Origin of the sequence: Azotobacter chroococcum, from assembly GCF_002220155.1 — a bacterium.
Taxonomy (GTDB): domain Bacteria; phylum Pseudomonadota; class Gammaproteobacteria; order Pseudomonadales; family Pseudomonadaceae; genus Azotobacter; species Azotobacter chroococcum.
Window position 1 is genome coordinate 1,710,577 of the sequence record NZ_CP011835.1, and the last position, 23,486, is coordinate 1,734,062.

Below are 23,486 nucleotides of genomic sequence, written 5' to 3' on the forward strand. Positions count from 1 at the left end.
CCAGCCTTGGGGTAGTGGGTCATGCCATCCTCGCGATTCGGTACCGGTCGTGCGGCCAGAATTTCTGTCCGGTCTCAACCACGCCGTCGTCTTCCATTCGCAAAACCAGGGCGGCCACATCGCTCGGGGGCATTCCGCAGGCGCGGAAGATCCGGTGCTTGCTGACCCACTCGCCGCCGGACTTGCGCAGCTGCTCAAGAATCGTCTGGCTAGCCAGGTCAGCATCGAAGGGGTAGTACGGATCGCCTAGCTGACGAGGCTTTCGCCTGTCCGGCGGCTGCGGCTTGCGCCGCTCGGCCCGCGGCGGCTCGACTTCTAAGCACAGTGCGAGTTGCATTTCGGAGGAGGCCTTGGCAGTCATGCCACGTCCTTCCATATGGTGGCTGGCGCCTTCTTCTTCGTGCGGCCTGCTGCCGGCACGTCAGCCTTCACCTTCGCGCGGATCTTGAGGTCGCGGTAGAGACCGGCTTTGCGCAGCAGTTCGATGTACTGCCGGGCGAATTGCGGGGCGTCGAACATGGGACTCAGCTGGACCACGCGCGCGCCGCTCATGGTCTTCTCGGCTCGCAGCTCGACCGCTTCGAGCCATTGCGCTTCGGTCAGTTGAACCTTCAAAACGACGGTCGGCGTATTCTTCCGGGCTTCCTCGCGAGCGTAGTGCTCGGTCATGCCGAAGACGGCAAAGGTGCTCATGGCTCTTTCTCCAGACAAACGGTGCCGTCCGAACTCAAACGGCTGAAATCAAAAGGGAATCCTGTGGTCCAACGAGCCCGGCCCAAATTTTCAGGGGAGAATCTTGTGAGCCGAGTAGTGAGAAACATCCGCAAAACTTTGGATTCAGTAGCCGCCAACAATGAGGCTGCTGCGATTGAGGTCATGCGAGCGATTGAACAGCTCGATAACGGATTACTTCGCCAGCGGCTGCTGAGGGTGGTCCATCATCTGAACCAGGATGCCGGCGAGTTACATGCTCTTCGGCATGCAGTGCCTGATCAGAAAAATACGGCGAGCGTAGCGGTGTGCGCGCCATATCGCCGTGACAGGTAGGCGTGACAGCTACGGCAGGCGGATCAGCTCGGCCAGTGCCTCATCGCTGAGGCGGTCGGCGCCATGGATGAGCCGGGTGATCAGATCCTGCGGTTCCTCGATGTCGGTGCGCTCCATCGAGCGCACCAGCTTGGCATCGGTGGCGTGAAACAGGTCGAGCTCAATGCGACGGGAGAGGAGGCGAGCGAGGCGTTCCTCTTCCTTGAGCTTCTTGCGCTCGCGCTCTTCGCGTTTGCGTTCTGCGGCGGTCTTGGCAGTCATGGCAGGCACCGCTCCAGCAATATCGCCCCACGCAGCTTACCGTCCCGCATGACGACGATCTGGCCGCTGGCTACCTGAACGACGATGTGTGGCTCGCCGCGGGCGATGGCGAGCTTCTGGGCCAGCTTGATCAGCTGGACGGCGTTGTTCATGCCGCCTGCCTCGCTTCCAGGCTTGCAATTGCTTTGATGTGCCGCCAGTAATCGGCGCGGCACATGGCTGTGGTAGCCCCAGTTGTGGCGATGCGGATGGAGCCGCCTGCTTTGCACCAGGCCAGCGCTGTGCGCGGGCAGCGGGTGGTCATGCCGCGGTGCTCAGTGGCGATTTCCATGCTGTTCTCCTGCCTGCATTTGCGCTGTGCCAGGTATGCGCTCGAAGATCCTCCATGCTTCGCCTGGATCGACGCGGGCGGGGCCAACGTGGCGCAGTTCAGTGCCATCGGGCAGTTCCAGGATGATGACGGGCTCGAGCAGCGTTTGGTCGCTGGTGTTGACGGCAGTGGCGACTGCCCAGGAGTCGTGGCTGGTGTCCAATATCTGGACGTTCCGCAGGGTTACGTCCGGCGCCGGAAGCTCGGCACCCTGGGCTTCGTGGGTGGCCAGGGTTCCGTCGGCCAGGACAAGCAGAGTCGCGGTCGCGGCGACGCCTGCCGATTGCTGCATGTCGATCAGTTTCATTGGGGTTCTCGTGGTTTCAGGGGTGGGTCGCGCACGCATGAGGAAGCCGCCTCGGGCGAGGTGGCTTTCTGATGAGGGCGAGGGATTGGGTGTGGCCGGTTACGCCGGCCAGGCGGGCACTCTGTCGCCGCTGGCGTGCCTGCCAGTAGGGTGGGAATGGAAACCCAGGCTTGCAGATTACTCAAACCGACAGCGCGCCTTGGTCGGGGCCGTGAGACCCGACATGGTCATTGCAGAGATGGCCAGCTAACGCATGCCGGCATGCCGATCTGCCGACGGAATTAATAGCGTAGGCCGAGGAGGTAGCGCACAGCCAAACGGCTAGCTGAATGAATAGCCCTTGCCGAGCTTTGCTCAGGTCAGCTTGAGAGAGGGGCACTAAGGAATAGGTGGGCCGGTTACGCCGGCCAGGCGGGCACTCTGTCGCCGCTGGCGTGCCTGCCAACTGGGTGAGGGCGTGGAGCCCCCGGCTTGCAGATTACTTGAACCGACTGCGCGCCTTGCGGAGCCCTGTAGTCCGGCGTGGCCACCATTGAGCAATGGCCGGCTAACGCTGACGGCATTCCGATCTGCCGACGGTTTTCCTAGCGTAGACCGAGGATGTAGCGCACAGCCAAACGAGTCAGCTGAATGAATAGTCCTTGCTGAACCCTGCGGTGAGGTCCTTCCCACAAGAGCGGGAGGTGTGGCCGGTTACGCCGGCCAGGCGGGCACTCTGTCGCCCTTGGCGTGCCTGCCAAGAGGAATGGAAGGTGCTGTCCTCCTTGGCTTGCAGATTACTCGAACCGACAGCGCGCCTTGCCGGGGGGGACTTTGAAACCCGGCGTGGCCATCTTTGGGGATGGCCAGCTAACGCTGACGGCATACCGATCCGCCGACGGTGTTCGTAAGGTAGGCCACGAGCCGTACACCTAGCCAAGCGGCTGGCTCTTTGTAAGACAGAAGGTATGTGAAGGGGATGGGAAAAGGCCGGTTACGCCAGCCAGTCGGTCACTCTTTCGACGTCTGCGTGACTACAGACCGCGTGGCGTTATCGCTGCCCTGTCTTGCGGATTACTCGAACAGGCTGCGCGCTTTGCCGGGAGCCGTGAGGCCCGGCGTGGCCATCGTAGGAGATGGCCGGCTGACGCCGCTTGCATACCGATCTGCCGACGGTCTCTGCATCATATACAAATGATAATTATTATCAATCTTGCAGAAGGGGGAAAAGGATGGCCGGTTACGCCGGCCAGACGGTCACTCTATCGACGTCTGCGTGACTACAGATTGATCCGGTGAAGACTTCCGTGTCTTGCAGATTACTCAAACCGACTGCGCGCCTTGCCGGGAACGAGATACCGGCGTGGCCACTTCGGAGGTGGCCGGCTGACGCTGACGACATACCGATCTGCCGACGGCTTGGACTGACATGAGCATCTCTTGCAACTTCTCCCCGGATTAGCTGGGGAGTGCTCAGTAAGCTAAGCCCTTGGATAGGGCCTCGCTATACCCTGCGGTGGGAAGGTCCTTCCCACAAAAGCGGGGTGGAGGGATGGCCGGTTACGCCGGCCAAGCGTCTGCTCTGTCGCTGAAGGCGCAGATACCTTCTATTTCGGCTTCGTCCATTCGGGCGGCGCCTTGGCTTCCGGTTTACTCGAACGAAGACGCGTTTTGGTCCGGCGCTTTCGGCACTGACCTGCAATGAAGTCTCGATTGCGCTAACGCCTCCGCATGCCGAACCGGCACGGACTTAAAAATCTGGTTACCCAAGGGTGGGTGCCTTGCCTGGAGCAGGGAAGGATGGCCGTCTTTCCGGCCTGTCATCTGCTCTGTCGCCAGCTGCGCAGATACAGCCAAAAGCAGGAGATGAGCACAAACGTGGCTTGCGAATTACTCGAACCTGCAGCGCGCTTTACTGATGGGGATGAGCCACCAGCATGACTGTAATAAGCAGTAGTCAACTAACGCTGCAGGCATGCCGATTCGCCAGCGGCTTGCAAATGATAGCGTGCTTTTTAATTTTGTGAAGTCAGTCACATTTGTTGACTTTGCAGCAACTCCATTCAATTTTCATTGCTGATTCGTTTCCGTATCGCTTTTCAATGTCCATCCTCTGGATGGGCATCAGGAAACGTTCGGCGTTGTTTTTCCCTGGCGGGCCCGCTGCTGATTGCAGGCATTCCGGCTGATTCAGGGTGGCCTCGGAGCTTCCTGTTCACCTGGCTCGATCAGCGTTGCCGGGTGGTCATCGGTACGAGTTGAAAGGCGCTTTCCCACAGCTCCTGTCTGGCCCGGTTGAGTGGGGCAGGTCTGCGCGAGTTGCCTGCCCGACTGCAGGCTGGGCTTGCTACTTCATTGGCTGGCTCTCCTGTGCTGAGCCTTGGGTGGTGTTTGCTGTTGCTGAGCGCTTCAGCTGCGCCGCGATTGCGGCTTTTGAGGCACTCGTTTTCAAATCTGGCCGGTGTTACTCGCCACCTCCGGCTGGGCGTTGCGTTTCGCAATCTCGGGAGCCCTGATGGCTCGACAGCCAGTCGCGGCTCTTCGCCCACTGGCTCTCCCTTGATCGAGGACCCTCTACGCTGCGGGTCACGGGGCGAGGCTCCCCCTGTACCGGACTTGAAGGCGCCGGCTCGCTGCCCATGGAAGCAATGGCGTTTTGCTTCGATGGCGTTAAATATAAGCAAGCTTATCTAAGTGGTCAATAAGTTTACTTATGTATTTGGCGGCAACAAAAAGCCCGCACAGTGGCGGGCTCGGTGATCAGTGCTCGGGGCGGCTCCATCGGAGGTGGACGCTGCCATCCCTCTGCTGGGTCATCGAGACGTTCTCGGACTCTTGGATCTCGTCCAGCAATCGCTCCCAGTCATCCGGCCGATCATCGGCGGCAGGGGACAAGAGTGCCTGTCGTCTGGCCTGCGCCATGGGTGACGTGATCGCCTGATTGACTCGACGTACGAGCCGCTCGTAGCTGGAAATCTGGGTTTGATGGGTAACAGTGCGAGCCCTTGAGCGCGACATGCGAATGCCTCCTTACTGCTTTGCTGTATAACCATACAGTATGTGGGTAAAAAGGCAGGATCAAGGAAAACAGTGGTGGCGCTCTGATGGCATGTAAACTTTTCGAGCAGGTTCGGCCTGCCACTCTGAGAGCTGCGTTGCTTGATCTATTGCGGTGGTTATAATAACCACTAATTAATGGTGAAGAGGGGAGGCCAGTGAATAGCCGTGAAGTAATAGGCCTCATTGAGGCGGACGGCTGGTATCTGGTGCGCGTGAATGGCAGTCATCACCACTTCAAGCACCCGACCAAGCCTGGGCTGGTCACCATCCCGCACCCAAAGAAGGATCTGCTGGCCAAGACAGTCGGCAGCATCTTGAAACAGGCCGGAATCAAGTAGTCCTGTGATCTCCAAAGGGAGTCGAGAGCATGCTTTATCCAATTGCAATCTCACCCGGCGACGAGCAGCACGCCTGGGGCGTCGAAGTGCCGGACATCCCCGGCTGTTTCTCTGCGGGCGATAACTTGGACGATGCGATGGCGATGGCTCGCGAGGCCATCGAGGGGCATCTGGAACTGTTAGCCGAAGAGGGCGCGCAGATCCCCGAGGCGAGCAGTGTGACCACGCATGCGAGCAATCCGGACTACGCCGGTTGCACCTGGGCGGTGGTAGACATCGATGTGACCCGGTACATGGGTAAGGCAGAGAAACTGAACATCACCCTGCCGGGGCACCTGCTGGCCCGGATCGATGCCTATGTGAAGGCCCATCCGGAGCAGAAGAGCCGCTCCGGCTTCCTGGCTGCCGCAGCATTGAAGGCGTTGCAGCACGGCTGAGGTGGGCTCGGTAGGAAGGGGGCGGGCTACTCGGCGGGCACGGTCCAGGTAAGCCGGACGCTATCGCTCCCGACGTGATCGACCTTGACGTTCTCAGCTTCGGCGACTTCCTCGAGGAAGCGTGCCCAATCGGTTTCAGGTTCCTCTGGCAAGCGATGTATCGTCACGTCCTTGGCCTGCTGCGCTTTCGGTGAGTTGATGAGCTTCTGAATGCGAGTGCCCATCAGCTCATAGCTGGACGGCTGGCGGACGGCGGTTTTCTTGACTGGCTTGGCCATGCGGCTTACTCATTGCTGTATTTGTATACAGTATAAGGGATGCTAAGGGGAGGGGTGGAGTAGCTGCGGACGGCCGAAGGACGTGAACCAAGTAGAACTTTGAGCGCGTCGCTATGCCGCAGCCCAGAGCAGCTGCTACCTTGGGTTGATCGATTCCGCCAAGGAGGGCGCCGATGATGATCAACTCAATCCTTTCTCTTGTGCTCGCTGGTGGCCTACTTGCTTTGGGGGGATACCTAGCAGCCAAGAGTTGGCATGAGCAGCAAGACGACCCCAGCCAAGATCTGGATACTGTCGACGACGATGGGCTGTTTGATGGCTGGGACGGGCTCGCCCCTCGTGAGCGGAAGAAGCGCCTGGCGGTATATCAGCGGCGCGTTCGGGCTCGGCTCGCCGAGCAGGAAAGTGAGTGGCTGCGGGCGAGGCTGAGGGAGTGCGCGAAGGGGTGAGGCGGAAAGATCAGATGGATTGGAGAATATGAAGTGGATATCAATATAACGGCTATCGAGAGATTAATCAGGCAGTTGTCTGTGCCTGTGGGAATGATCGCTTTAGGTGTCTTTCTTGCGGTCACTTTTGGCCAAGAGGAAACTCCTGCAGGCTCCCCAGTTTCTGCCATGCTGGAAGGGTTTTGGTATGTACTTCGCTGGCCTGCCATGGGGCTGGTTATATTCGGCGCCTCTTTCGGGCTGCGGCGTCTTTGGCAACTTTATCGTTGGGAGTCCGGCGAAATAGATGGAGGTTGCCTCAACTGTGGAGGCCCGATGAGCCATAAAAGTGGGCGCTATGGACCCTATAGTGTCTGCAGAATGTGCGGGTCAAAGCGCGAAGGGTGGTACTGAGGGCCAGAAACGAAAAGCCCCGCGCGGGGCGGGGCTTCAGGCTAGCTGCTAGCTAGCATCACTCTGGCGGATTGGCGCGCACAACACCCAAGATGGTCGCCTGCTTGATGTCATCATCGAGAACCCTGGCATTGATGCTGAGGTGGACAACGGTCCGCTCCCACTCAGCATATTGCAAAACCTCTTTCTTTTCCGCGTCGAGTGACATGTCTTCGACGACAGCTTCAAACTCCAGGATGCCCTTGTGCTTCCGCACCTTGACGCGGAATTCGTCTGGGTTGGATGAGTCGACTCTGAGAATGCGATAGTAGCCATCCAGACGCTTTTCGGCCGCTTTCCGGCGAGCATTTGTGATGAGCTCATGTGCTACATCGCCCGACACGGTGACGCCGTCCACAGTTGCTTCGTCCGCTGTAGCGAAACCCCTGAGCATTTCTGTTCTGGCGTCGTAGGTCTGCCTACTTACCTGTTCCAGCGCCGGCTGCCGGACAAGCAGCTTCGTCAGTGCCTCAAGTCTGGCGGTCTCCTGCTTGGACTGCTCCTGAATCGCTGTCAGCATGTCCCTCTGTTCTTCAGTTTTTGCTTCGGACAGGCGCACGTCCTTCCTATGGTTCAGGTAGGCGGTATAGGAGGTCTTGCCAACCCATAGCACACCAAGCCCAAGGATGGTGATGGCTGTCATTTCGGGGGTCATGTTTTCGCCTACTTTCTCGGCAAATTTGATCAGGACTTCTTGGAAGTCTACCTCGAAGATAGACGAGCCCTCCTCAACCTTTACCTCGATCTCAAGCTCATCCCGCTCTTCCTTGGACAACCTGCGAGTGTCTTCTGTACCGTATTGGGCCAGCGCATAGGACTTGTATACGAGGTTCTGGAGCTCAAGAAAGGACTTCATCACGCTCGGAGTGATGCTCGCCTCGAATTTGTCGCCAACGAGCCGGACGCGGAGTTTTGGCCAGCCCTCTAGATGGATATCCCCTTTGAGCGGCTGCCCTGCGAGAAAGGTTTTGATCGCCTCGAACGCATCTTCTTCGGTCTTGATTGCGAGCTTTTTTGTCACCTACATCCCCTTGCGGTGAGAATTTTTCTATTTCACAGAGCAGTGGTGCGCCCTGATGCGATCATTTAAAAAAGACTAACCGCGTCGGCCAGCTCATCCCGCAGCGCCAGCACCTCGCGCGGCGCTTCGATGTCGATGCTCACTCGCCCACAATCGATCCTCCCGAAATGCAGGGTGATGCCATCATGCAGCAGGTGCTGGAGCAGCTTTTCGTGGTCTACCCCCTGACCTTGCTCGGCGGGCAGGCTGCTATCAACACTGTGGCTATCTGCACAAGCTTTCGCACGGTACCCCGTCATTGTTCCGATCAAGCCGCCCATTCCCGCACTCGCTCAGGTGGAACTCGGCTTCGGCGCAGCTCGCCATCTGCCCACACGTTTTCTTTGTCGAGCAGCTGTAGGCCGAGCTGCTGCTGGTCACCTGAGCTGTTGTCTTGATCGGGGCAGCCTTCTGGCTCATCGCGCTTTGGCAGCGGGAAAAATCGACCGGTCCGACATAGGGATTGGCCCAGCCCATGGCGCAGGCGGTTTTCTGGTTGCGCCACTGCTCCCACTCGCTGACCGGGTACATCTTGTTCCAGGCCTCATAGGTGCGGCGATCCTGGCTGGAGAGGCGCAGCTTGTAGCGGTCAGCCATGTAGAGGTAGATCCGCGCTGCAGGGCCGCGTGCCTCAACCGGCGGCATGGCGGTCTTCTCCTTGAAGTTCACCACCATCTGGCATTGGCCGTACTGGGTCGGCTTGTCCGTGACCATGCCCAAGGCGAAGTTTGAGCGATCGCCATTTACCTCGCCGACGCTGGGCACCAGGTTGTGCAGATCCGCCTCGGCTGCTGCGAAGGCCGGGTCGTTGTCCGTACAGTTATCGCGCCCACCTTTCTGCCAGCATTGGCGCTGGTGGCCGATCACCCAGGCCGGAACGACATGCTCCCACTCGACGCGGCCGGCTCGGTTCGCGTCTTTCCGGACCGAGTAGCCGCAGCTCTTCAGGTCGATGCGGTTCCCTTCGTATTTGCAGCCACAGTAGAAGTCGACCGGACGCTCAGCGTAGATCTTCCAGGCGATCTCCTTGGCCTCGCGGAAGGTGCGGGGCGCTTCGGCAGGCTGGAGGGCCAGGGCGAGCGGGGAAACGAGGGCAAGCAGCAGGGCTGCGAACAGCGTGGAGCGCATTTGGCTTCCTTGCGAGGGTTGTGGTTGTGCGTGGGTTACATTCGGATCTTGCTCGGCGGGCAGACGGCGCCGACGTGGTGGATCTGCGCGACCTGCTCAATCGGAATCGTGCGCCGGTCGTAGGCGTCATTCACCGAGGCGAGGCTGACCTCCTCGTCGTTGACGTAGAGCAGCTCCTTCAGCATGCATTCCTCATCGACCAGGCGGACCATGACGTACTCGCCTGGGATCAGTTGGCCGTTTGGCTCGATCACGGCTACCCAGCCGTTCTTGATGGCCGGGGCCATCGAGTTGCCCCTGAGCCGCAGCGCGTAGGCGCCGGGATCCTTGGAGGGGAACTCAACATAGCCATCGGCCGTGTCCAGCTGATACCAGTAGCCTTCGGAGCCCATCTGGGCGGTGCCGACAATTCGGATGGAGCGCCAAGGGCTGATGATGGGCGGGCCGGGCTCAACGGTTGACTCCTTGATAGAGTCCCCTTGGAGCATTTCCCCCTCACCGCTGGCCAGCCAAATAGCACTGACGCCACACACCTTTGCCATTTGAGCGATGTGTGCGCTTTTGAGCGTCTTCCCTGTCTCAAGTTGAGAAATCAAGGGCTGCTCCACCTTTACCGCCTCAGCAAGCTGCCGCTGGGTAAGTCCTGCGTGCTTGCGGGCTGCCTTTATGCGCTGAGATAGGTTCATGCGCGCGAATGTATAAGCGCGCTTATGCGCTTGCAAATAAGGCTCCTTATTGCCCACGATATAAGCAGGCTTATCAGAGATTTCAGTATGAAAACCCATGTCGAGCGCTTGGTTGCTCATTTTGGAGACCAGGTGAAGACGGCGAAGAGCCTTGGCGTATCTCAGCCGGCCGTTTCGCAATGGCTGTCTGGCGCATGTCGTATGGGGCCCGTAACCGCCTTGAAGGCCGAATCCGTAACGCAGGGCAAGTTCAAGGCCGTCGACCTGTGCCCCGACCTGCTGAAGGTCGCTTCCTGACTCGATTCTTCGTTCGGCTTCAAGGGATTGCCTTCGGTGGTGATCCAGTAATTGCAGGTTGCCCTGAACCAGCTCAGGGCGCGACTGAAAGACCAGAGAGGTTTTACGGATGGACGAGTTTCTGAAGGCCCTGCACGACGCGGTGCTGGACGCAGGCGCCAAGGATCTGGCCCGGAAGATGGGCGTCAGCCATGTCTCACTGCTCCAGCGCGCCAACCCGAACAACGACGCGCACCGGCTCAATGTCGAGCAGCTCTTCCAGATTCTGCTGCATGCCGGTGACGTGCGGCCGCTTCAGGTGCTCGCCGCCGAGTTCGGGTTCGAGCTGGTCGCCAAGGAACAGGCTCAGCCGCAGACGCTGGCCGCGGCCCTGCTGCACATGACCAAGGAGGTGGCAGACGTGACCCGCGTGGTGCACGACGCGCTCGAGGACGGCCATGTGAGCCAGACCGAAGAGGCGTTGATCCGGCGCGAAATTGGCCATGCGCGCCAGAGCCTGGACGTGCTGGAGGCCTCGGTGAAGGCGGCGTAGAGCAGGGCCTCCCCAGCCAAGCCAACACAGGAAAGGGCCGCAACGTACGGCCCGGACAACATCTGCAGGAGCGCAGTCATGAATCGAAAAGGAAGCGACCGATGTATTCGAATCGTGCCCACGTAAAGAGAAATCGCGTGCCCGTCCGTCTGGACGATGACGCCCAGGAGCGCCTGGAGCAATTGGCGCTGCTCAGGCACATGCAGCCTGCAGCGCTGGCGAGAGAACTGCTGATGGAAAAGCTGGAAGAGGTGGAGCGGAGCTACCGCCAGAAGCTGGAAAACGGGGCCCTCAAAAGAGGGTGATCAGGGAACAAGGGGAGGGGTCATGCCCGGCGAAGTGTTGATGTGCGGGCTGCTGGATGCAGAGCTGCGGGAGCGGATGGAGCCGCATGCCAGAGAGCGCGGAGTAACGGTCGAGGAGCTGGCGCAGGAGTGGCTCAGCGAAAAGCTTCAGGGCGAGCAGGATGCGGATTGGACACCGCCCGATGAGGGCTCAAACCGAGCCTTTTGAGGCGCTCGAAACTGGCCATTGGCCAGGCACAAAAAAGCCGGTGGCTAGACCGGCTTCTTCAACGGCGCTGAGGCGCCAAATCAATGCGGGAGAGATTATGACCCAAGAAGTCCAGTTGTTCAATTTCGAGAGGGCCCAGGTTCGTGTCGTGACCATCGACGGCGAGCCGTGGTTCGTGGCGAAGGATGTTGCCGAGGTGCTCGGCTATGCCAAGCCGCGCAATGCGATTGCCAGTCACTGCAAGGGGGCCCTGATTCGGGGCGTCCTTACCGCCGGTGGCATGCAGGAGACGACGCTCATCCCCGAGCGCGACCTGTACCGCCTGGTGATGAAGTCCCAGCTCCCGGCCGCCGAGCGCTTCGAGGAGTGGGTGGTGGGCGAAGTGCTGCCGAGCATCCGCAAGACCGGCGGCTACTCCGTGACATGTCACGCTCCGCAGATTCCGCAATCCCTTCCCGAGGCGCTGCGCCTGGCCGCCGATCTCGCCGAGCAGAACAGCCACCTGCAACTGGTGGTCGCCGAGCAGGCGCCGAAGGTGCGCGCCCTTGAGGTGCTGACCGAGACCGCGGGGGCGATCTGCATCACCGACGCGGCCAAGCAGGTCGGCATGCAGCCCAAGGCGCTGTTCCACTGGCTGCAGGAGAACCGCTGGATCTACCGTCGGGCTGGCTCGAGCCGTTGGCTGGCCTATCAGCCGCGCCTGCAGCAGGGCGTGCTGGTGCACAAGCTGAAGGTGATCGGCATCGACGATGAGACCGGGCAGCAGAAGGTCGCCGAGCAGGTACTGGTGACGCGCAAGGGGTTGGTGCTGCTGGGCGAGAAGCTGGCGGGGAGGGTTGCCTGATGGCCAACCAGTGGTTCCGCATGTACGGCGAGTTCGCTACCGACCCCAAGGTCCAGATGCTCAGCGAAGCCAACCAGCGCCGCTACATCATGCTGTTGTGCCTGCGTTGCAGTAACGGCGATGTAACGTTACATGATGACGAAATCTCGTTTCAGCTTCGCATCAGCAACGAGGAGTGGGCAGCCACGAAGGCCATTCTGGTGGGCAAGAAGCTGATTTCAGAGGACGGCCGCCCGACCGCCTGGGACAAGCGCCAATACATCTCCGACTCAAGCGCGGCGCGGGTCGCAGCGCATCGTGCGAAGAAGAAGGCCGATAAGAAACAGGCATGTAACGTTACAGAAACGCCCCCAGATACAGAAACAGATACAGAGGTAAAACCCTCTCTCACTCCCGCGGGCGAGGACGCGGTGCCCGTCGAGCCGGAGCAGGAGCCTGCCCAGGCCGCACATGCCGAGCCGGCAGCGCCCGTCACCGGCCTGTTCCCGATGCACCTGGAGTGGGTGCCCGATCAGGTCCAGCTCAAGGCCCGCGCCGCGATGGCAGGTCTGGCGCTGGACCTGTTCGACCGCGAAGCCATCGCTGGCTTCGTGATCCACCACGAGGCCAAGGGGCTGGCGAAGACCGAACGCGAGTGGCTGGCCGCCCTGGTCAACTGGGTCAAGCGCGACGCAGCACAGGCGGCAGCCCGGCCGGCGGCCGTGGTGTCGTTCCCCGGCGGTCAGCGCCGCGCCAACGGGCCGGATTTCCACGACACGAGCTGGCGGACCATGACGGAGTACGACCTGTGATCCAGATCGGGAACGTGGTCGCCATGACCGGTACACGGCTCGCTGCGGGGCATGCGCTCCCGGCCGGGCAGGTTTCCGCCCAGCCGCTCGGCGAGGTCGACGAGCAGACCGCCGCGGTGGTGGACATGATTTTCATCCAGCTGCAGGCGATCTTCCCGGCCTGGCGTCAGGCGTGGCCGGACGCCAAGGCGCTGGCGCTGGCCAAGCGCAGTTGGACCAAGGGGCTGCAGGCCTCGGGGATTCGCACGATCGAGCAGGTGCGCTTCGGCATCGAGCAGTGCCGGCGCAGCGGTTCGGCGTTCGCGCCGAGCATCGGCCAGTTCGTGGCCTGGTGCTTGCCGACCGCCGGGATGCTGGGGCTGCCCGAGGAGGAGGCCGCCTGGCGCGAGGCTGTGCAGGCCTGTGCGAACCCGGAGGGCTGGCGCTGGAGCCATGAGGCTGTTCGCCTGGCCGCGGTGGCGGTGGGGTTTTGGGAGCTGCGCCAAGGCGCCGGCGGCGCCGATGCGCTGCGTCGGCGGTTCGGCAATGCCTACGCGCAACTGGTGGGCCGTCTGGCGCGCGGCGAGACGCTGGCCGAGCCCATGCAGGCGCTGGAGTGGGACGGGGCGCGCACGGCGGCCGAACGGGCGGAGAGGGCTGGCGAGCAGGCGCTGCAGGAGCGGCTGCGCGAGCAAGGGCTGGCAGAGGTCGGGCAGAGCGCCCGGGCGGCTCTGCTGGCGAAGTTGGGGATCAAGCGAGGAAACCACGATGCATGACACGGATTTCAAGTTTCACGCCCAGCGCCTGGGCTACACGAATTTCACCCGCGAGAACGGCCGCTACCGCCACCAGCCGCTGAACGAGCTGCGGGCCATGTACGACGCGGCGCGCCGGGATGGTCGGCTGGCTGGGCGGGCTGAGGTGGCGCTGAGCAAGGGAGGGGCGGCGGCGTTCGATGAGTGAGCAGGAACGGCAGGCCGTGCTGCGCGAGCTGGCGCGGGACACCTGGGAGCAGTTGCGGAAGTTGGGGGTGGTGGATTGAGCAGCATGACGCTGACGGTGGCGATGTCGGACGCGGAGATTCGGCGGCAGGCGGCACGGCCCGAGGTGGGCCGGCTGCGGGCGGCGCAGCATCCGGCGCTGCGTCTGCGCTTCCTCGAGGAGCGGTCACGGGGAAGCTGGGATGTGCGGGCCGCGGGCGAGTGGAAGCGGTTCGCCGGCTGGCCGGAGCTGAACACGAAGGCGGCGCTGGCAGTGCTGCCCGAGGTGCTGGCCCGCCTGGCGGCCAATCCGGAGGCGGTGGTGGGCCGAGGCGGCTGGTCGACGGTGGGCGAGTTGCTGGAGTGGTACCGGGAGCGGGTGATGCGCGACCGCAAGCTGTCGGCCAAGCGCAAGACGTCGGTGAAGTCGGCCATCGATTGCCACCTGCTGCCGCGGCTGTCGAGCCTGCCGCTGGCCACGCTGAACCGCTCCACGGTAGACCAGGCGCTGATGTGGCCGCTGCAGGAGACGCTGTCGCCGAGCTATGTGCGCCTGATCCTGCGGGTGCTGACGATGGCCTTCAAGCAGGCCCTGCGGCTGGAGCTGATCGCCGAGGATCCGCTGGCCTCGGTGAAGTTCACGGACTTCGTCCAGGCGCGGATCAAGCCGAAGGCGGCGCGGCTGCATGTGATGGATGCCGGTCAGCTGCTGGCCAGCCTGGCGGCTCGTTTCGAGCAGGTCCCGCTCGAGGGGATGCTGGCGGCGATGATGCTGGCCCATGGCACTCGGGTGGGGGAAACCCGGATGGCACGCTGGCGGCATATCAGCCTGAGCGAGCGGGTCTGGCTGATCCCGGCGGAGAACACCAAGACCAGGACCGAGCATGTGCTGCCGCTGACCGAGCAGGCCTGCGCGCTGCTGCGCCGGTACCGGGCGATCCAGGAGGCGAAGGGCGGCGATCCCGTGTGCCTGTTTCCCGGGCGGGACGGCAAGCCGATCGGCGACAAGACGGCCAGCGCGATCTTCTCCAGCCTGGGCGGCGGGCAGTGGTCGAGCCATGACCTGCGCAAGATGGCGCGCACCGGTTGGGCCGAGCTGGGCGTGGATTACCTGATCGGCGAGCTGCTGCTGAACCATGCGATGGGCTTCGCGGCGCAGACCTACATCAACACCAGTGCCGACGACCTGAAGCTGGATGCGTTGACGCGCTGGCATGCGTGGCTGGATGAGCGCGGTTTTGCGGCGATTCATGGCGGTACGGGGGCGGTTTCTTCCGTTTCGAGGTTCGACGCGCAGGCCGCGCCAGTCGTGGTGCACAGCGATTTTCGAGAACTCCAAAAAGAGAGGCTGTAAATGGTCGCGACGGCAGTGAAGAGGCGGGTAGCGCCGAGGCGTCGGCCCTCGGTGGACTACGAAGGGATGGAGCAGGCGGCGCTGTTCAACTGGCTGCGCTGGCGGCATCCGGAGGCCTGGGAGCTGGCCTATCACATCCCCAACGGTGGGCACCGGCTGAAGGCCGTGGCGGCGAAGCTGAAGGCCCAGGGGGTGAAGGCAGGGGTGAGCGACATCAAGCTGCCGATGGCCCGGGGCGGGTATTTCGGGCTGTACATCGAGTTCAAGGCCAGCCCGCCGCATGACGCCTCGGTGTCGGACTCGCAGCGGGCCTTCCTGCAGAAGGTGGAGCGGGAAGGGTACCTGGCGATGGTATGCCGGGGGCTGGACGAGGCCAGGCAGGCGATCGACGCCTACCTGGCATGGCCAAGGACGGTGGTGGTGCGTGGGAGCAGTGGCCAGTGACGGCGCGGGTGTGTTTTTCAGAATTCAACGTGGGGGAAGCAGCGTGACCATCTACCGTGACGTATTGAGCGCCGTTGTTCGCTGCCTGGCAGCCGAGTGCATCGACAACACGGCCAAGCAGGCCTGGCAGAAGCTGTACCAAGCTGGCGATCTGCCGGCGAAGGGGGGAAGCATGCTCGGCGCCCGGGAAATGCTGGACATGGATTGTCTGGTGCACGCACGGCTGCACAGCCAGCTTCCGCCGCGGCTGTGGCATGCGTTGGTGGCCAAGTACAGCACGCACCAAGCGCGCAAGGTCGATGCCATTGGCTGCCTAGTGCCGCTTGTGGCGTCGCCGGCTCCCCAGCTGTTCCGCTACAAGACGGCTACCGCTTGGGCGTTCCCACCGCTAAAGGGGGCGGATGGCAAGCGCTCGACCGACATGATCGTCCTGCCGGCCAGCTTCTACGACATGAACACTTGGGATCCAGAGGCGCGACCGGAGCAGACGCGCAGGCGGTGGCGTGCCGGTATCCGCAAGGCGTTGGAGGGAATGGTCGGTGAGGCACTGGTGGAGGCCCAGGAGATCCTGCAGGCCGAGGGTGTGCTGGTCGAGCGAGCTGCGTAACGGCAACTATCACGTCGTGATAGTTGAGGCGAAACGTCGATCCTTGCTACCTCTAGTCCCCGCTCTTGATCCGGTCGAGTTCGGCTCGCTCCTGTTCCAATTGGCGAAGCTTTTCGGCCAATTGTCCAGTTAGCTTGATTATTTCCAATGCGGCGGCCGCGGGTTGCTTTTCCTGAAAGCTTTCCTCTAGGCGAGCAACCAGCTCCGCCGTCACAGATCGGTGATTTTCCTTGGCTGCCTGCTCAAGCCTGGCTTTCAGCTCGGCAGGCATCCTGAAGTTGACTTGCAAATCGGTTCTGCTCATGGCGCGGATTGTGTAGCACGCTGCTATAGACGGCAATAAAGCAGGGTGCTTTAATTCGCACAAAGCAAAGTGCTATACGGATGGCGAAATGAGCAGAAAAGACCCACAGGTAAACATGAGGATTCCAGAGGAGCTGCTGGACATTCTTGATGAGAAGGCAAAAGCAAATTGCCGCAGCCGTACAGCAGAGGTGATCTTCAGGCTTAAGCAGTCGGTGGAGAGCGATGAGAAAGGCAAGCAGGCGGCAGCCTGAAATGAAGAAGCCCCAGGTGGTCGCAACACCCGGGGCTTCGGAAGACAACGTCAAACCCGAACAGGAAATGAACGTCATGAGCAAGAATAGCACAGCAGCAGTCCAGATCATCCCGTTCCGCCAAGCGAAGCTGCTTCTGGTGGATCACGGCGGGGAACCATTCGTTCCTATGCGGCCTGTTGTTCAGGGCATGGGGCTGGATTGGAAAAGCCAACACGTCAAGCTGAGCGCGGGCCGTTTCAGCACCTGCATGGTGGAAATCACCACGCAGCTCCCGGAGGATGACCAGCGTCGTGCAGTTGCCTGCCTTCCGCTCCGCAAGCTTCCCGGCTGGCTGATGTCGATCCACCCGAACAAGGTTCGCCCCGATCTGCGCGAAGGCATTATTGCTTACCAGAACGAATGCGATGACGTGCTGTGGTCTTACTGGAACGAAGGTCACGCAGTTCGCCGCGATGACCGTACCGTTGAGACTGTCCTAAGCTCGACCATCGGCACTGATGGCTTCCATATGCTCGGCGCGCTGATCAAGGGCAAGGTGTCCAATCTGCCCACGGCAGTCCAGCGCCGAGTCACGGCAAAGATCTGGGCGCAGACGCATGCGGCCTTCGGTGTCCGCTCTGCAGCCGATATCCCGGCCGTTCAACTCGATGCTGCCCGTAACTTCATCGCTGCCTATGCCATCGAGGGAGAGTTCCTGCCGAAGCAGGAGGCATCGGCAATATCTCCACGCCTTGATATCCACTACCCGGCCGAGTGCCTGGATGGCCGCCGGCCAGGTATGCGGTATCCGCTCAACGAGAACAGTGACTGCTTCGATGTGTCGCTTCTGGATCTCGATGAGCGGTACGCCTCGCCGTGCGAGGAGATCCTGAGCAAGTTGGGAAGGGCCGGCTACAACGTCGACGGCGCCTGGTGGGAATTCCGCACCTACCGCAACAAGGTTGCTCATCTGCTCGATCTGATTGAAAACCTTAAACGCGGCTTCGAGGCTCCACAGCAGTACGTCATCAAGCGGGAAGCTGCCATGCTGAAGTGACTCCCAAGCGAAGCGGCTTGACTCGAATGAGCGACTGAGCGATTCTTTGGCCATCATGTGGCTACTACGCGTGCATGGTGATGAATCCTTGAAGCCCCAGTGCAGAGTGATCTGGCCGGGGCTTTCCATTTCCGGCGCACCCAGGCGACGGCAGAAGTCACTGCCAGCGACAAGCGAAACAACAGCCGGGCTCGCCACCCTGCGCCAATCCATTACAGGCCCAGCCATAGCGCTGGTTTTTTCGTTGTTGGGGGCAGGAAAAGTCGACGGCGGTAGCGTTTGTCCTATTGGACGACCGGCAAGCCCCGCGGCCGAACGCCATGCCCATCCAGCCCATCTCACCTACAAGGCCCATCTGCGGGCCAGTAGAGAGGTGCGTATGAATATGCAGTCGCAAGACAACCCTCAGAAGCAGGAAGATCCGGGCAGCCCGATTCCAAAGAGGGAGCCGGAGCCAGGAAAGCCGCTCGAAGATCCAACAGAGCCCGAGACCCTGCCAACCGACCCGGACATCAATGATGGCGAGCCGCCTGCCTGATCTGAGTTGATTTAAAACACATCAAGAGCACCGACTTCGAGCGGGGCTTTTTCGTTCAGGCCGCCTCGACGGAAACAGACAGGCGCTTGCCGAGAGCATGCAGGGCTCGTTCGATCTGCTCGATCTTCGATACATGTTCGAAGTCGACCAGTCGGGTGGCTACGGGGTGAGAAACTCCAAGCAATCTGGCCAAGTCTGCCACCCGCAGCCCCTGTTCGCGCATCGTGTTCCATAGGTGCACTTTGGCCACCGTCTGCGCCGGGAGTGAAACAACGTATTGGCCTGCCTTGGCAGGAGAGGCGAGTGGAATGCTTCTTCCCTGGTCAACGTAGATGGTCAGCGCGAGGCGGATTCCATCGAAGGCATTGGCCAGCAGCATCCCAATGGTATCGCCTGCGCTGTGAGCTTCCGGAATGTCTGGGCAAGACGACCAATAATGGCCGGCTTCGCTGTGCACGGTGATTGGATAGTCGTACATGTTCACCTCGTCTTGATATTCGAGAGTTGATGCCTGTTCCGGGTGACTGGGCCTCAGTCGTTGAGGCCCAGTTGCTTGATGATGTCCTTCCTGAGTCCTTCGCCGATTTCCTTGGCTCCATGATTCGGGAAGATCGTCTGTTTGCCGTTCGGGGCTTTGATCTTGAAGTGGCTGCTACCGCCGCGTGACTTCGTGAACTCAACCCCTTGGGCCTCCAGCCATCGCCGGAACTCGCTGTATTTCATCAACTCTCCTCTGTTCTGTTGATGGCTCCATTATATATCATAAGTGATCAATGTAAACACTTATGATTGATTTGTTTTCATGCCGCCCAATCCGGTCACCCTCCCAGCGGTGAGGGCGGCTCCCTATTGCCCCGCGCGGGGATATCGAGACATGAAGATGCCTGAGAAGTCTCCCGAGTTCTGGGCCGGTTTCCTGCTTGCCCTGCGCGAGCACGGCCTGGCCATGACGTTGACCTTCATCCTGTCCTACATCCGCATCCAGCTTTATGGCGATCAGCCAAGCCTGCTGCGCACACTGCTCGAGGCGGCGGCCGGCGCGCTGCTGGTGATGATCGTCGGGCTGGCAGTGCAGGCTGCCGGCCTGAACATCGCTTGGACGCTGTTCACGGGCGGATTCGTCGGCATCCTCGGTATCGATCAGGTGCGAGCATTGAGCAAGCGCTGGGCCGAGCGGAAGGTGGAGGGGCGGTGATGGCCAAGCTCAAGACGCTCAAGCCGCGCGTGGAACTGGCGTCGGGCCGCAAGTTGGGCAGTGTTGCTGTCTCTGAGCGCCGAATCACTGGCCGCCGATTGCAAGAGCGCCGGCACCGGCTGTGGCTGGAGTCGCCGGTGTGCGCGGAGTGTGGGCGTGTCGTGCCATACCCTGCCGGCTTCGAGTTGGACCACATCGTGCCGCTCTATCTGGGTGGAGCAGACGAGGACGAGAACTGCCAGATCCTCTGTTCCGGTCCTGATGGTTGCCATGCGAAGAAGACCGCCGAGGACCTGCGCGGCCGGTAGGGCTGGGAGGGTGGGGCGGGTCAAAACTTCAGGATCTCTTGCGCTGGAAACCGCGCCCCCTCTCATTCGTAGATTTTTCTCCCTTTAACGAGGTTGTTAACTATGGCGTTAACCGAACAGAAGCGCCGGTATGCCGAAGCGCGGCTGTCCGGTATGACGAAAAAGGACGCAGCCATCAAGGCTGGATGTCCTGCCAAGACCGCGTCCCAGGCGGCCTCGCGGTATGAGAAGGACCCCGATGTGCAGGCGGCGATGAGCCGCACGGTTGCGGTCGAGGCCATGAAGAAGGCCGATCCGCCCCCTGTTAACTCTGACGTTAACCTCCTGCCAGCCGCGGACGATCCAAAGGCCTACCTGCTCAGCGTGATGAACAACCTTGGTGAAGATCCGAAGCTGCGTCTCGACGCGGCCAAGGTCCTGATGCCTTACGTCCACGGCAAGGTTGCCGAGCAAGGCAAGAAAGACGCCAAGTCCGACGCGGCAAAGGCGGCCGGGCGCGGCAAGTTCGCGGCCGCCGCGCCTCCGCTACGAGCAGTGAAGTGAAGGTGACGCATGGACTGGACCACCGCTTGCCCAGACTGGGAGGAGCGCATCACGTCCGGCGGCTCGCTGATCCCGTTCCCGCCGATCTTTCCGGATGAAGCCGCCGCCGGGCTGGCGGTCATGCACGAGCTGCGGATTGTGGACGCCCCGGGCAGCCCGCAGATCGGCAATGCCTGTGCGCCTTGGGTGTTCGACTTCGCCGGTTCCATCTTCGGCTCCTACGATGCCGAGACGGGCCGCCGGCTGATCTCCGAGTACTTCTTGATGATCCCCAAGAAAAACTCGAAGTCTTCCATCGCTGCGTCGATCATGCTCACGGCCTTGATCCGCAACTGGCGGCTGTCGGCCGAGTTCATCATCCTGGCCCCGACCAAGGAAGTTGCGGACAACGCCTTCAAACCGGCCGCCGACATGGTGAAGTACGACGAGGAGCTGAACGACCTGCTCCACGTCCAGGCCCACATCCGCACGATCACGCACCGGGAAACCGGGGCCACCCTCAAGGTGGTCGCCGCAGACGGCGACACGGTAGGCGGCAAGAAGGCAGTCGGCGTGCTGATCGAAGAGGCCTGGCTGTTCGGCAAGAACGCCAAGGCCGAGGACATCATCCGCGAGGCCACCGGGGGGCTGGCCTCGCGGCCTGAAGGCTTCGTGATCTGGCTGACCACGCAGTCCAATGAGCCCCCGGCTGGCGTGTTCCGGCAGAAGCTGATGTACGCCAGGGGGGTGCGGGACGGCCGGATCGAAGACAAGCACTTCCTGGCGGTGATCTATGAGTTCCCGCAGTCGATGATCGACAGCGGGGCGGCTCGCCGGCTGGAGAACTTCCACCTGGTGAACCCGAACATCGACTACTCGGTCGATCGGGCTTTTCTCGAGCGCGAATTCCGCAAGGCCCAAGAGGCCGGCGAGGAATCGCTGCGCGGCTTCCTGGCCAAGCACCTGAATATCGAGATCGGCCTGGCTCTGCTGTCCGACCGCTGGGCCGGCGCCGATTACTGGGAGGTGCAGGCCGACGCTAAGGTGACGCTCGACGAGATCCTCGCACGCTGCGAAGTGGTCACAGTCGGCATCGACGGCGGCGGCCTCGACGACCTGCTCGGCCTGGCTGTGGTCGGCCGCGATCCGGACCGCCGTCAATGGCTCGCCTGGTGCCGAGCCTGGGCCCACCCCTCGGTGCTGGAGCGCCGAAAAGCGGAAGCGCCCAGGCTGCGCGACTTCGCGCGCGATGGCGACCTTGTGTTGGTCAAGCGGATCGGCGACGACGTCGATCAGGTGGCCGAGATCGTGGCTCAGGTTGAGGACTCCGGCCTGCTGGACAAGGTGGGCGTCGACCCGGCCGGCATCGGCGCCATTCTGGATGCGCTGCTCGAGCGCGATATCGAGCAAGAGCAGGTGGTTGGCGTCAGCCAGGGCTGGCGACTCGGCGGCGCGATCAAGACGACAGAGCGCAAGCTGGCCGAGGGTGGCCTGATTCACGCGGCACAGCCGCTGATGAATTGGTGCTGCGGCAACGCCCGGGTGGAGCCGCGCGGAAACTCGATCCTGATCACGAAACAAGCCAGCGGCTCGGCCAAGATCGATCCGCTGATGGCGCTATTCAATGCCGTGTCCCTGATGGCTCTCAATCCCGAGGCTGCCGGCGGGTCGCGGGACTTCATGGCTGGCATCAGGGACCCCTTAATCGCATGAGCCCATTAATCGCTTTTCTGATCTGCGCCCTGGCCGGTTTCGCCTTGCTCTGCGCCGGCGTGTTCGTGCTGGCCGGCACCGGATGGGCGATGCTGGCCGGGGCCTTCTCGCTGTTCTGCGCCGCCACGTTCATCCGCCGGGGTATGACCAGTGGCTAACTCTCTATTCAATGCGCTGCTGCTGGCCGCGGTGAAGCCCTCGAAGGTGGCCGGTAACGGCGCCGGCGGCCTCTTCTCTGCGCTCAAGGGGGGCAGTTCGACCAGTGGCAACACGGTCACCACGAACAGCGCGCTGAAGGTGTCGACGGTCTGGTCCTGCGTCAGGCTGATCGCAGAGACAATCGCGACGCTCCCGCTGGGCATGTACCGCCGCCTGCCCGACGGCGGGCGGGAGGGGGCGACCGACCATGCCCTGCACGGCATTCTGGCCTTGTCGCCCAACGCTGAGATGACCTCGGTGGGATTCTGGGAGGCGATGGTCGCGAGCATGTTGCTCTGGGGTAACGCCTACGCCCAGATTCACCGCTCAGGCGGCCGGGTGATCGGCCTCACTCTGCTGCTGCCGGACAAAATGGCCACGTCCTACGTCAAGGAACGCGCCCAGCTCAAGTACGAGTACACCTTCCCGGAGGGCGGCAAGCGCGAGCTGGCGGCTGACGAGGTGCTGCACATCCCGGCGTTCAGTCTGGACGGCCTGCTTGGCCTGAGTCCGATCAGCTACGGCGCCAACGTGATCGGTGCGGCCCAGGCCGCGGACGACGCCGCCAGTGCCACGTTCAAGAATGGCCTGATGCCAACGGTCGCCTTCAAGGTCGACCGAGTGCTCAAGCCCACCCAGCGGGAGGACTTCCGGCAGTACGTCGCAACCATCTCCGGCGCGCTGAACGCCGGCCGGGCTCCGGTGCTCGAGCAGGGCGTGGCGCCCGAGGCGATCGGCATCAATCCGGCCGATGCCCAGCTGCTGGAAAGCCGGGGCTGGTCGGTGGAGGAGATCTGCCGCCTCTACCGTGTGCCGCCGTGGATGGTGGGTCATACCGAGAAATCGACGAGCTGGGGCACCGGTATCGAGCAGCAGATGATCGGTTTCCTGACCTTCACCCTGGGCCCCTGGCTGCGCCGCATCGAACGCGCCGTGGGCAAGAAGCTGCTGCCACCGCAGGAGCGGGGCACCTACTACGCCGAGTTCGCCCTGGAGGGGCTGCTACGAGCCGACAGTGCTGCCCGGGCGCAGTTCTACTCGACCATGACCCAGAACGGCATCTACACCCGCGACGAATGTCGGGTGCGCGAGAACCTGCCGCGGCGCGGCGGCAACGCCGACGCACTCACCGTGCAGACCAACCTGTCGCCCATCGACCTCCTGGGGCAAACGAGCGACGGCCAGGCCGCGCGAGCCGCCCTGCAGAACTGGCTGAACGAACCCTCGCTCTCCAAGGAGTAAC

General features: G+C 62.0%; 38 protein-coding genes and 1 pseudogene. 23 read left to right on the top strand and 16 right to left on the bottom strand.

Going from position 1 to position 23,486, the window contains the following annotated elements; translation table 11 throughout:
* Nucleotides 1-19 precede the first annotated feature (19 nt).
* The 7 genes from ACG10_RS07920 to ACG10_RS24800 all read right to left on the bottom strand — a co-directional run bounded on the left by ACG10_RS07920 (nucleotide 20) and on the right by ACG10_RS24800 (nucleotide 4,982).
* A complete protein-coding gene (locus tag ACG10_RS07920; protein WP_089167809.1) occupies nucleotides 20-361 on the bottom strand; it encodes a hypothetical protein in 342 nt (113 codons plus the stop codon).
* Complete coding sequence (locus ACG10_RS07925; RefSeq protein ID WP_089167810.1) at nucleotides 358-693, bottom strand: hypothetical protein; 336 nt, start codon at nucleotides 691-693, stop codon at nucleotides 358-360. The genes ACG10_RS07920 and ACG10_RS07925 overlap by 4 nt, the downstream gene beginning before the upstream one ends.
* A 363-nt stretch (nucleotides 694-1,056) precedes the next feature.
* Nucleotides 1,057-1,308 carry a hypothetical protein gene (locus tag ACG10_RS07935; protein ID WP_089167812.1) on the bottom strand — a complete coding sequence of 84 codons (252 nt, stop codon included), beginning with the start codon at nucleotides 1,306-1,308 and terminating at the stop codon, nucleotides 1,057-1,059.
* A complete protein-coding gene (locus tag ACG10_RS23600; protein ID WP_157731409.1) occupies nucleotides 1,305-1,460 on the bottom strand; it encodes a hypothetical protein in 156 nt (51 codons plus the stop codon). The genes ACG10_RS07935 and ACG10_RS23600 overlap by 4 nt, the downstream gene beginning before the upstream one ends.
* Entirely contained in the window at nucleotides 1,457-1,639 is a 183-nt protein-coding gene (locus tag ACG10_RS07940; RefSeq protein ID WP_039804029.1) for a hypothetical protein, read from the bottom strand. The genes ACG10_RS23600 and ACG10_RS07940 overlap by 4 nt, the downstream gene beginning before the upstream one ends.
* Nucleotides 1,623-1,985: a hypothetical protein gene (locus ACG10_RS07945; RefSeq protein ID WP_089167813.1), complete on the bottom strand. Its 363-nt coding sequence runs from the start codon at nucleotides 1,983-1,985 to the stop codon at nucleotides 1,623-1,625. The genes ACG10_RS07940 and ACG10_RS07945 overlap by 17 nt, the downstream gene beginning before the upstream one ends.
* 2,739 nt (nucleotides 1,986-4,724) lie before the next feature.
* Nucleotides 4,725-4,982, bottom strand: a complete 258-nt coding sequence (locus tag ACG10_RS24800) for a DUF1654 domain-containing protein (protein WP_089167814.1) — start codon at nucleotides 4,980-4,982, stop codon at nucleotides 4,725-4,727.
* A gap of 197 nt (nucleotides 4,983-5,179) precedes the next feature.
* Here ACG10_RS24800 and ACG10_RS07955 point away from each other — a divergent pair, with 197 nt between their 5' ends.
* Nucleotides 5,180-5,362, top strand: a complete 183-nt coding sequence (locus ACG10_RS07955) for a type II toxin-antitoxin system HicA family toxin (RefSeq protein WP_089167815.1) — start codon at nucleotides 5,180-5,182, stop codon at nucleotides 5,360-5,362.
* A gap of 29 nt (nucleotides 5,363-5,391) precedes the next feature.
* Nucleotides 5,392-5,799, top strand: coding sequence for a type II toxin-antitoxin system HicB family antitoxin (locus tag ACG10_RS07960; RefSeq protein WP_089167816.1), 408 nt, complete (start codon nucleotides 5,392-5,394; stop codon nucleotides 5,797-5,799).
* A 26-nt stretch (nucleotides 5,800-5,825) separates the two neighbouring features.
* Here the strand turns inward: ACG10_RS07960 and ACG10_RS07965 are convergent, their stop codons facing one another.
* Entirely contained in the window at nucleotides 5,826-6,077 is a 252-nt protein-coding gene (locus ACG10_RS07965; RefSeq protein WP_089167817.1) for a DUF1654 domain-containing protein, read from the bottom strand.
* Nucleotides 6,078-6,250: 173 nt separating this feature from the next.
* Between ACG10_RS07965 and ACG10_RS07970 the strand changes: the two genes are divergently transcribed.
* Entirely contained in the window at nucleotides 6,251-6,526 is a 276-nt protein-coding gene (locus ACG10_RS07970; protein ID WP_089167818.1) for a hypothetical protein, read from the top strand.
* A gap of 451 nt (nucleotides 6,527-6,977) precedes the next feature.
* Here ACG10_RS07970 and ACG10_RS07975 read toward each other — a convergent pair whose 3' ends face one another.
* From ACG10_RS07975 to ACG10_RS07990, 5 genes and pseudogenes are all read right to left on the bottom strand, one after another.
* Nucleotides 6,978-7,979 (bottom strand): hypothetical protein, encoded by a 1,002-nt coding sequence (locus tag ACG10_RS07975; RefSeq protein ID WP_089167819.1) that lies wholly within the window; start codon nucleotides 7,977-7,979, stop codon nucleotides 6,978-6,980.
* Between the two features lie 65 nt (nucleotides 7,980-8,044).
* Nucleotides 8,045-8,299 (bottom strand): carbon storage regulator, encoded by a 255-nt coding sequence (locus ACG10_RS07980; protein WP_157731411.1) that lies wholly within the window; start codon nucleotides 8,297-8,299, stop codon nucleotides 8,045-8,047.
* A complete protein-coding gene (locus ACG10_RS24805) occupies nucleotides 8,244-8,438 on the bottom strand; it encodes an excalibur calcium-binding domain-containing protein (protein ID WP_332460699.1) in 195 nt (64 codons plus the stop codon). Before ACG10_RS24805 ends, ACG10_RS07980 begins: the two co-directional genes overlap by 56 nt.
* Nucleotides 8,424-9,146: pseudogene (locus ACG10_RS07985) on the bottom strand (endonuclease); the annotation flags it as partial. The gene ACG10_RS24805 and the pseudogene ACG10_RS07985, both read right to left, overlap by 15 nt.
* A 35-nt stretch (nucleotides 9,147-9,181) precedes the next feature.
* Complete coding sequence (locus ACG10_RS07990; protein ID WP_232487205.1) at nucleotides 9,182-9,952, bottom strand: XRE family transcriptional regulator; 771 nt, start codon at nucleotides 9,950-9,952, stop codon at nucleotides 9,182-9,184.
* On the opposite strand from ACG10_RS07990, the gene ACG10_RS07995 reads away from it, so the two are divergent.
* From ACG10_RS07995 to ACG10_RS08045, 11 genes are all read left to right on the top strand, one after another.
* Nucleotides 9,920-10,129, top strand: a complete 210-nt coding sequence (locus tag ACG10_RS07995) for a transcriptional regulator (protein ID WP_089169816.1) — start codon at nucleotides 9,920-9,922, stop codon at nucleotides 10,127-10,129. The genes ACG10_RS07990 and ACG10_RS07995 overlap by 33 nt on opposite strands.
* A gap of 109 nt (nucleotides 10,130-10,238) precedes the next feature.
* Complete coding sequence (locus ACG10_RS08000; RefSeq protein WP_089167822.1) at nucleotides 10,239-10,661, top strand: phage regulatory CII family protein; 423 nt, start codon at nucleotides 10,239-10,241, stop codon at nucleotides 10,659-10,661.
* A 137-nt stretch (nucleotides 10,662-10,798) separates the two neighbouring features.
* Nucleotides 10,799-10,966: a hypothetical protein gene (locus ACG10_RS08005; protein ID WP_157731413.1), complete on the top strand. Its 168-nt coding sequence runs from the start codon at nucleotides 10,799-10,801 to the stop codon at nucleotides 10,964-10,966.
* 22 nt (nucleotides 10,967-10,988) lie between these two features.
* A complete protein-coding gene (locus ACG10_RS08010) occupies nucleotides 10,989-11,174 on the top strand; it encodes a hypothetical protein (protein WP_089167824.1) in 186 nt (61 codons plus the stop codon).
* 97 nt (nucleotides 11,175-11,271) lie between these two features.
* Nucleotides 11,272-12,018, top strand: coding sequence for a phage antirepressor (locus ACG10_RS23605; RefSeq protein WP_198319034.1), 747 nt, complete (start codon nucleotides 11,272-11,274; stop codon nucleotides 12,016-12,018).
* Nucleotides 12,018-12,809 (top strand): DnaT-like ssDNA-binding domain-containing protein, encoded by a 792-nt coding sequence (locus ACG10_RS24095; RefSeq protein WP_232487206.1) that lies wholly within the window; start codon nucleotides 12,018-12,020, stop codon nucleotides 12,807-12,809. The genes ACG10_RS23605 and ACG10_RS24095 overlap by 1 nt, the downstream gene beginning before the upstream one ends.
* Complete coding sequence (locus tag ACG10_RS08025) at nucleotides 12,806-13,564, top strand: replication protein P (RefSeq protein WP_232487207.1); 759 nt, start codon at nucleotides 12,806-12,808, stop codon at nucleotides 13,562-13,564. The genes ACG10_RS24095 and ACG10_RS08025 overlap by 4 nt, the downstream gene beginning before the upstream one ends.
* Nucleotides 13,557-13,751: a hypothetical protein gene (locus ACG10_RS08030; RefSeq protein ID WP_089167825.1), complete on the top strand. Its 195-nt coding sequence runs from the start codon at nucleotides 13,557-13,559 to the stop codon at nucleotides 13,749-13,751. Before ACG10_RS08025 ends, ACG10_RS08030 begins: the two co-directional genes overlap by 8 nt.
* A gap of 84 nt (nucleotides 13,752-13,835) precedes the next feature.
* Entirely contained in the window at nucleotides 13,836-15,122 is a 1,287-nt protein-coding gene (locus ACG10_RS24725; RefSeq protein ID WP_269768814.1) for a tyrosine-type recombinase/integrase, read from the top strand.
* Nucleotides 15,123-15,566, top strand: a complete 444-nt coding sequence (locus ACG10_RS08040; protein ID WP_089167826.1) for a VRR-NUC domain-containing protein — start codon at nucleotides 15,123-15,125, stop codon at nucleotides 15,564-15,566.
* 43 nt (nucleotides 15,567-15,609) lie between these two features.
* Complete coding sequence (locus tag ACG10_RS08045; RefSeq protein WP_089169819.1) at nucleotides 15,610-16,173, top strand: hypothetical protein; 564 nt, start codon at nucleotides 15,610-15,612, stop codon at nucleotides 16,171-16,173.
* A gap of 52 nt (nucleotides 16,174-16,225) precedes the next feature.
* Here ACG10_RS08045 and ACG10_RS08050 read toward each other — a convergent pair whose 3' ends face one another.
* On the bottom strand, nucleotides 16,226-16,477 hold the full coding sequence (locus tag ACG10_RS08050; protein WP_089167827.1) for an Arc family DNA-binding protein: 252 nt from the start codon (nucleotides 16,475-16,477) through the stop codon (nucleotides 16,226-16,228).
* An 88-nt stretch (nucleotides 16,478-16,565) separates the two neighbouring features.
* On the opposite strand from ACG10_RS08050, the gene ACG10_RS08055 reads away from it, so the two are divergent.
* The 3 genes from ACG10_RS08055 to ACG10_RS23610 all read left to right on the top strand — a co-directional run bounded on the left by ACG10_RS08055 (nucleotide 16,566) and on the right by ACG10_RS23610 (nucleotide 18,307).
* Entirely contained in the window at nucleotides 16,566-16,730 is a 165-nt protein-coding gene (locus ACG10_RS08055) for an Arc family DNA-binding protein (RefSeq protein WP_089167828.1), read from the top strand.
* Between the two features lies 1 nt (nucleotide 16,731).
* Nucleotides 16,732-17,769 (top strand): phage antirepressor N-terminal domain-containing protein, encoded by a 1,038-nt coding sequence (locus ACG10_RS08060; protein ID WP_089167829.1) that lies wholly within the window; start codon nucleotides 16,732-16,734, stop codon nucleotides 17,767-17,769.
* A gap of 379 nt (nucleotides 17,770-18,148) precedes the next feature.
* Nucleotides 18,149-18,307, top strand: coding sequence for a hypothetical protein (locus ACG10_RS23610; RefSeq protein ID WP_157731415.1), 159 nt, complete (start codon nucleotides 18,149-18,151; stop codon nucleotides 18,305-18,307).
* A gap of 55 nt (nucleotides 18,308-18,362) precedes the next feature.
* On the opposite strand, the gene ACG10_RS08065 is transcribed toward ACG10_RS23610, so the two are convergent.
* The gene (locus ACG10_RS08065) at nucleotides 18,363-18,785 is read right to left on the bottom strand and encodes a type II toxin-antitoxin system HicB family antitoxin (protein ID WP_089167830.1); all 423 of its coding nucleotides are present in this window, start codon (nucleotides 18,783-18,785) and stop codon (nucleotides 18,363-18,365) included.
* A gap of 53 nt (nucleotides 18,786-18,838) precedes the next feature.
* Nucleotides 18,839-19,030, bottom strand: a complete 192-nt coding sequence (locus ACG10_RS08070) for a type II toxin-antitoxin system HicA family toxin (RefSeq protein ID WP_089167831.1) — start codon at nucleotides 19,028-19,030, stop codon at nucleotides 18,839-18,841.
* A 151-nt stretch (nucleotides 19,031-19,181) separates the two neighbouring features.
* Here ACG10_RS08070 and ACG10_RS08075 point away from each other — a divergent pair, with 151 nt between their 5' ends.
* The 6 genes from ACG10_RS08075 to ACG10_RS08100 all read left to right on the top strand — a co-directional run bounded on the left by ACG10_RS08075 (nucleotide 19,182) and on the right by ACG10_RS08100 (nucleotide 23,485).
* On the top strand, nucleotides 19,182-19,502 hold the full coding sequence (locus ACG10_RS08075; protein ID WP_089167832.1) for a phage holin, lambda family: 321 nt from the start codon (nucleotides 19,182-19,184) through the stop codon (nucleotides 19,500-19,502).
* Nucleotides 19,502-19,810, top strand: a complete 309-nt coding sequence (locus ACG10_RS08080; RefSeq protein WP_089167833.1) for an HNH endonuclease — start codon at nucleotides 19,502-19,504, stop codon at nucleotides 19,808-19,810. Before ACG10_RS08075 ends, ACG10_RS08080 begins: the two co-directional genes overlap by 1 nt.
* A gap of 102 nt (nucleotides 19,811-19,912) precedes the next feature.
* Nucleotides 19,913-20,353, top strand: coding sequence for a terminase small subunit (locus ACG10_RS08085; protein WP_089167834.1), 441 nt, complete (start codon nucleotides 19,913-19,915; stop codon nucleotides 20,351-20,353).
* 9 nt (nucleotides 20,354-20,362) lie between these two features.
* Entirely contained in the window at nucleotides 20,363-22,045 is a 1,683-nt protein-coding gene (locus ACG10_RS08090) for a terminase large subunit (RefSeq protein WP_089167835.1), read from the top strand.
* Nucleotides 22,042-22,203 (top strand): hypothetical protein, encoded by a 162-nt coding sequence (locus ACG10_RS24100; RefSeq protein ID WP_089167836.1) that lies wholly within the window; start codon nucleotides 22,042-22,044, stop codon nucleotides 22,201-22,203. The genes ACG10_RS08090 and ACG10_RS24100 overlap by 4 nt, the downstream gene beginning before the upstream one ends.
* Nucleotides 22,196-23,485: a phage portal protein gene (locus ACG10_RS08100; RefSeq protein ID WP_089167837.1), complete on the top strand. Its 1,290-nt coding sequence runs from the start codon at nucleotides 22,196-22,198 to the stop codon at nucleotides 23,483-23,485. Before ACG10_RS24100 ends, ACG10_RS08100 begins: the two co-directional genes overlap by 8 nt.
* The last annotated feature ends 1 nt before the right edge of the window (nucleotide 23,486 follow it).

Excerpts from the sequence above, each read along its gene's own strand:
- ACG10_RS08075 (WP_089167832.1), top strand. The coding sequence starts at position 19,182 with ATGAAGATGCCTGAGAAGTCTCCCGAGTTCTGGGCCGGTTTCCTGCTT.
- ACG10_RS07945 (WP_089167813.1), bottom strand. The coding sequence starts at position 1,985 with ATGAAACTGATCGACATGCAGCAATCGGCAGGCGTCGCCGCGACCGCG.
- ACG10_RS07935 (WP_089167812.1), bottom strand. The coding sequence starts at position 1,308 with ATGACTGCCAAGACCGCCGCAGAACGCAAACGCGAAGAGCGCGAGCGC.
- ACG10_RS08000 (WP_089167822.1), top strand. The coding sequence starts at position 10,239 with ATGGACGAGTTTCTGAAGGCCCTGCACGACGCGGTGCTGGACGCAGGC.
- ACG10_RS07940 (WP_039804029.1), bottom strand. The coding sequence starts at position 1,639 with ATGGAAATCGCCACTGAGCACCGCGGCATGACCACCCGCTGCCCGCGC.
- ACG10_RS24725 (WP_269768814.1), top strand. The coding sequence starts at position 13,836 with ATGACGCTGACGGTGGCGATGTCGGACGCGGAGATTCGGCGGCAGGCG.
- ACG10_RS07960 (WP_089167816.1), top strand. The coding sequence starts at position 5,392 with ATGCTTTATCCAATTGCAATCTCACCCGGCGACGAGCAGCACGCCTGG.
- ACG10_RS24095 (WP_232487206.1), top strand. The coding sequence starts at position 12,018 with ATGGCCAACCAGTGGTTCCGCATGTACGGCGAGTTCGCTACCGACCCC.
- ACG10_RS23600 (WP_157731409.1), bottom strand. The coding sequence starts at position 1,460 with ATGAACAACGCCGTCCAGCTGATCAAGCTGGCCCAGAAGCTCGCCATC.
- ACG10_RS23605 (WP_198319034.1), top strand. The coding sequence starts at position 11,272 with ATGACCCAAGAAGTCCAGTTGTTCAATTTCGAGAGGGCCCAGGTTCGT.
- ACG10_RS08085 (WP_089167834.1), top strand. The coding sequence starts at position 19,913 with ATGGCGTTAACCGAACAGAAGCGCCGGTATGCCGAAGCGCGGCTGTCC.
- ACG10_RS08030 (WP_089167825.1), top strand. The coding sequence starts at position 13,557 with ATGCATGACACGGATTTCAAGTTTCACGCCCAGCGCCTGGGCTACACG.
- ACG10_RS08065 (WP_089167830.1), bottom strand. The coding sequence starts at position 18,785 with ATGTACGACTATCCAATCACCGTGCACAGCGAAGCCGGCCATTATTGG.
- ACG10_RS08070 (WP_089167831.1), bottom strand. The coding sequence starts at position 19,030 with ATGAAATACAGCGAGTTCCGGCGATGGCTGGAGGCCCAAGGGGTTGAG.
- ACG10_RS07965 (WP_089167817.1), bottom strand. The coding sequence starts at position 6,077 with ATGGCCAAGCCAGTCAAGAAAACCGCCGTCCGCCAGCCGTCCAGCTAT.
- ACG10_RS07920 (WP_089167809.1), bottom strand. The coding sequence starts at position 361 with ATGACTGCCAAGGCCTCCTCCGAAATGCAACTCGCACTGTGCTTAGAA.
- ACG10_RS08090 (WP_089167835.1), top strand. The coding sequence starts at position 20,363 with ATGGACTGGACCACCGCTTGCCCAGACTGGGAGGAGCGCATCACGTCC.
- ACG10_RS08060 (WP_089167829.1), top strand. The coding sequence starts at position 16,732 with ATGAAGAAGCCCCAGGTGGTCGCAACACCCGGGGCTTCGGAAGACAAC.
- ACG10_RS07995 (WP_089169816.1), top strand. The coding sequence starts at position 9,920 with ATGAAAACCCATGTCGAGCGCTTGGTTGCTCATTTTGGAGACCAGGTG.
- ACG10_RS08040 (WP_089167826.1), top strand. The coding sequence starts at position 15,123 with ATGGTCGCGACGGCAGTGAAGAGGCGGGTAGCGCCGAGGCGTCGGCCC.
- ACG10_RS08050 (WP_089167827.1), bottom strand. The coding sequence starts at position 16,477 with ATGAGCAGAACCGATTTGCAAGTCAACTTCAGGATGCCTGCCGAGCTG.
- ACG10_RS24805 (WP_332460699.1), bottom strand. The coding sequence starts at position 8,438 with ATGAGCCAGAAGGCTGCCCCGATCAAGACAACAGCTCAGGTGACCAGC.
- ACG10_RS07970 (WP_089167818.1), top strand. The coding sequence starts at position 6,251 with ATGATGATCAACTCAATCCTTTCTCTTGTGCTCGCTGGTGGCCTACTT.
- ACG10_RS24800 (WP_089167814.1), bottom strand. The coding sequence starts at position 4,982 with ATGTCGCGCTCAAGGGCTCGCACTGTTACCCATCAAACCCAGATTTCC.
- ACG10_RS07980 (WP_157731411.1), bottom strand. The coding sequence starts at position 8,299 with ATGGGCGGCTTGATCGGAACAATGACGGGGTACCGTGCGAAAGCTTGT.
- ACG10_RS23610 (WP_157731415.1), top strand. The coding sequence starts at position 18,149 with ATGAATATGCAGTCGCAAGACAACCCTCAGAAGCAGGAAGATCCGGGC.
- ACG10_RS07990 (WP_232487205.1), bottom strand. The coding sequence starts at position 9,952 with ATGAGCAACCAAGCGCTCGACATGGGTTTTCATACTGAAATCTCTGAT.
- ACG10_RS24100 (WP_089167836.1), top strand. The coding sequence starts at position 22,042 with ATGAGCCCATTAATCGCTTTTCTGATCTGCGCCCTGGCCGGTTTCGCC.
- ACG10_RS08080 (WP_089167833.1), top strand. The coding sequence starts at position 19,502 with ATGGCCAAGCTCAAGACGCTCAAGCCGCGCGTGGAACTGGCGTCGGGC.
- ACG10_RS07925 (WP_089167810.1), bottom strand. The coding sequence starts at position 693 with ATGAGCACCTTTGCCGTCTTCGGCATGACCGAGCACTACGCTCGCGAG.
- ACG10_RS08010 (WP_089167824.1), top strand. The coding sequence starts at position 10,989 with ATGCCCGGCGAAGTGTTGATGTGCGGGCTGCTGGATGCAGAGCTGCGG.
- ACG10_RS08055 (WP_089167828.1), top strand. The coding sequence starts at position 16,566 with ATGAGCAGAAAAGACCCACAGGTAAACATGAGGATTCCAGAGGAGCTG.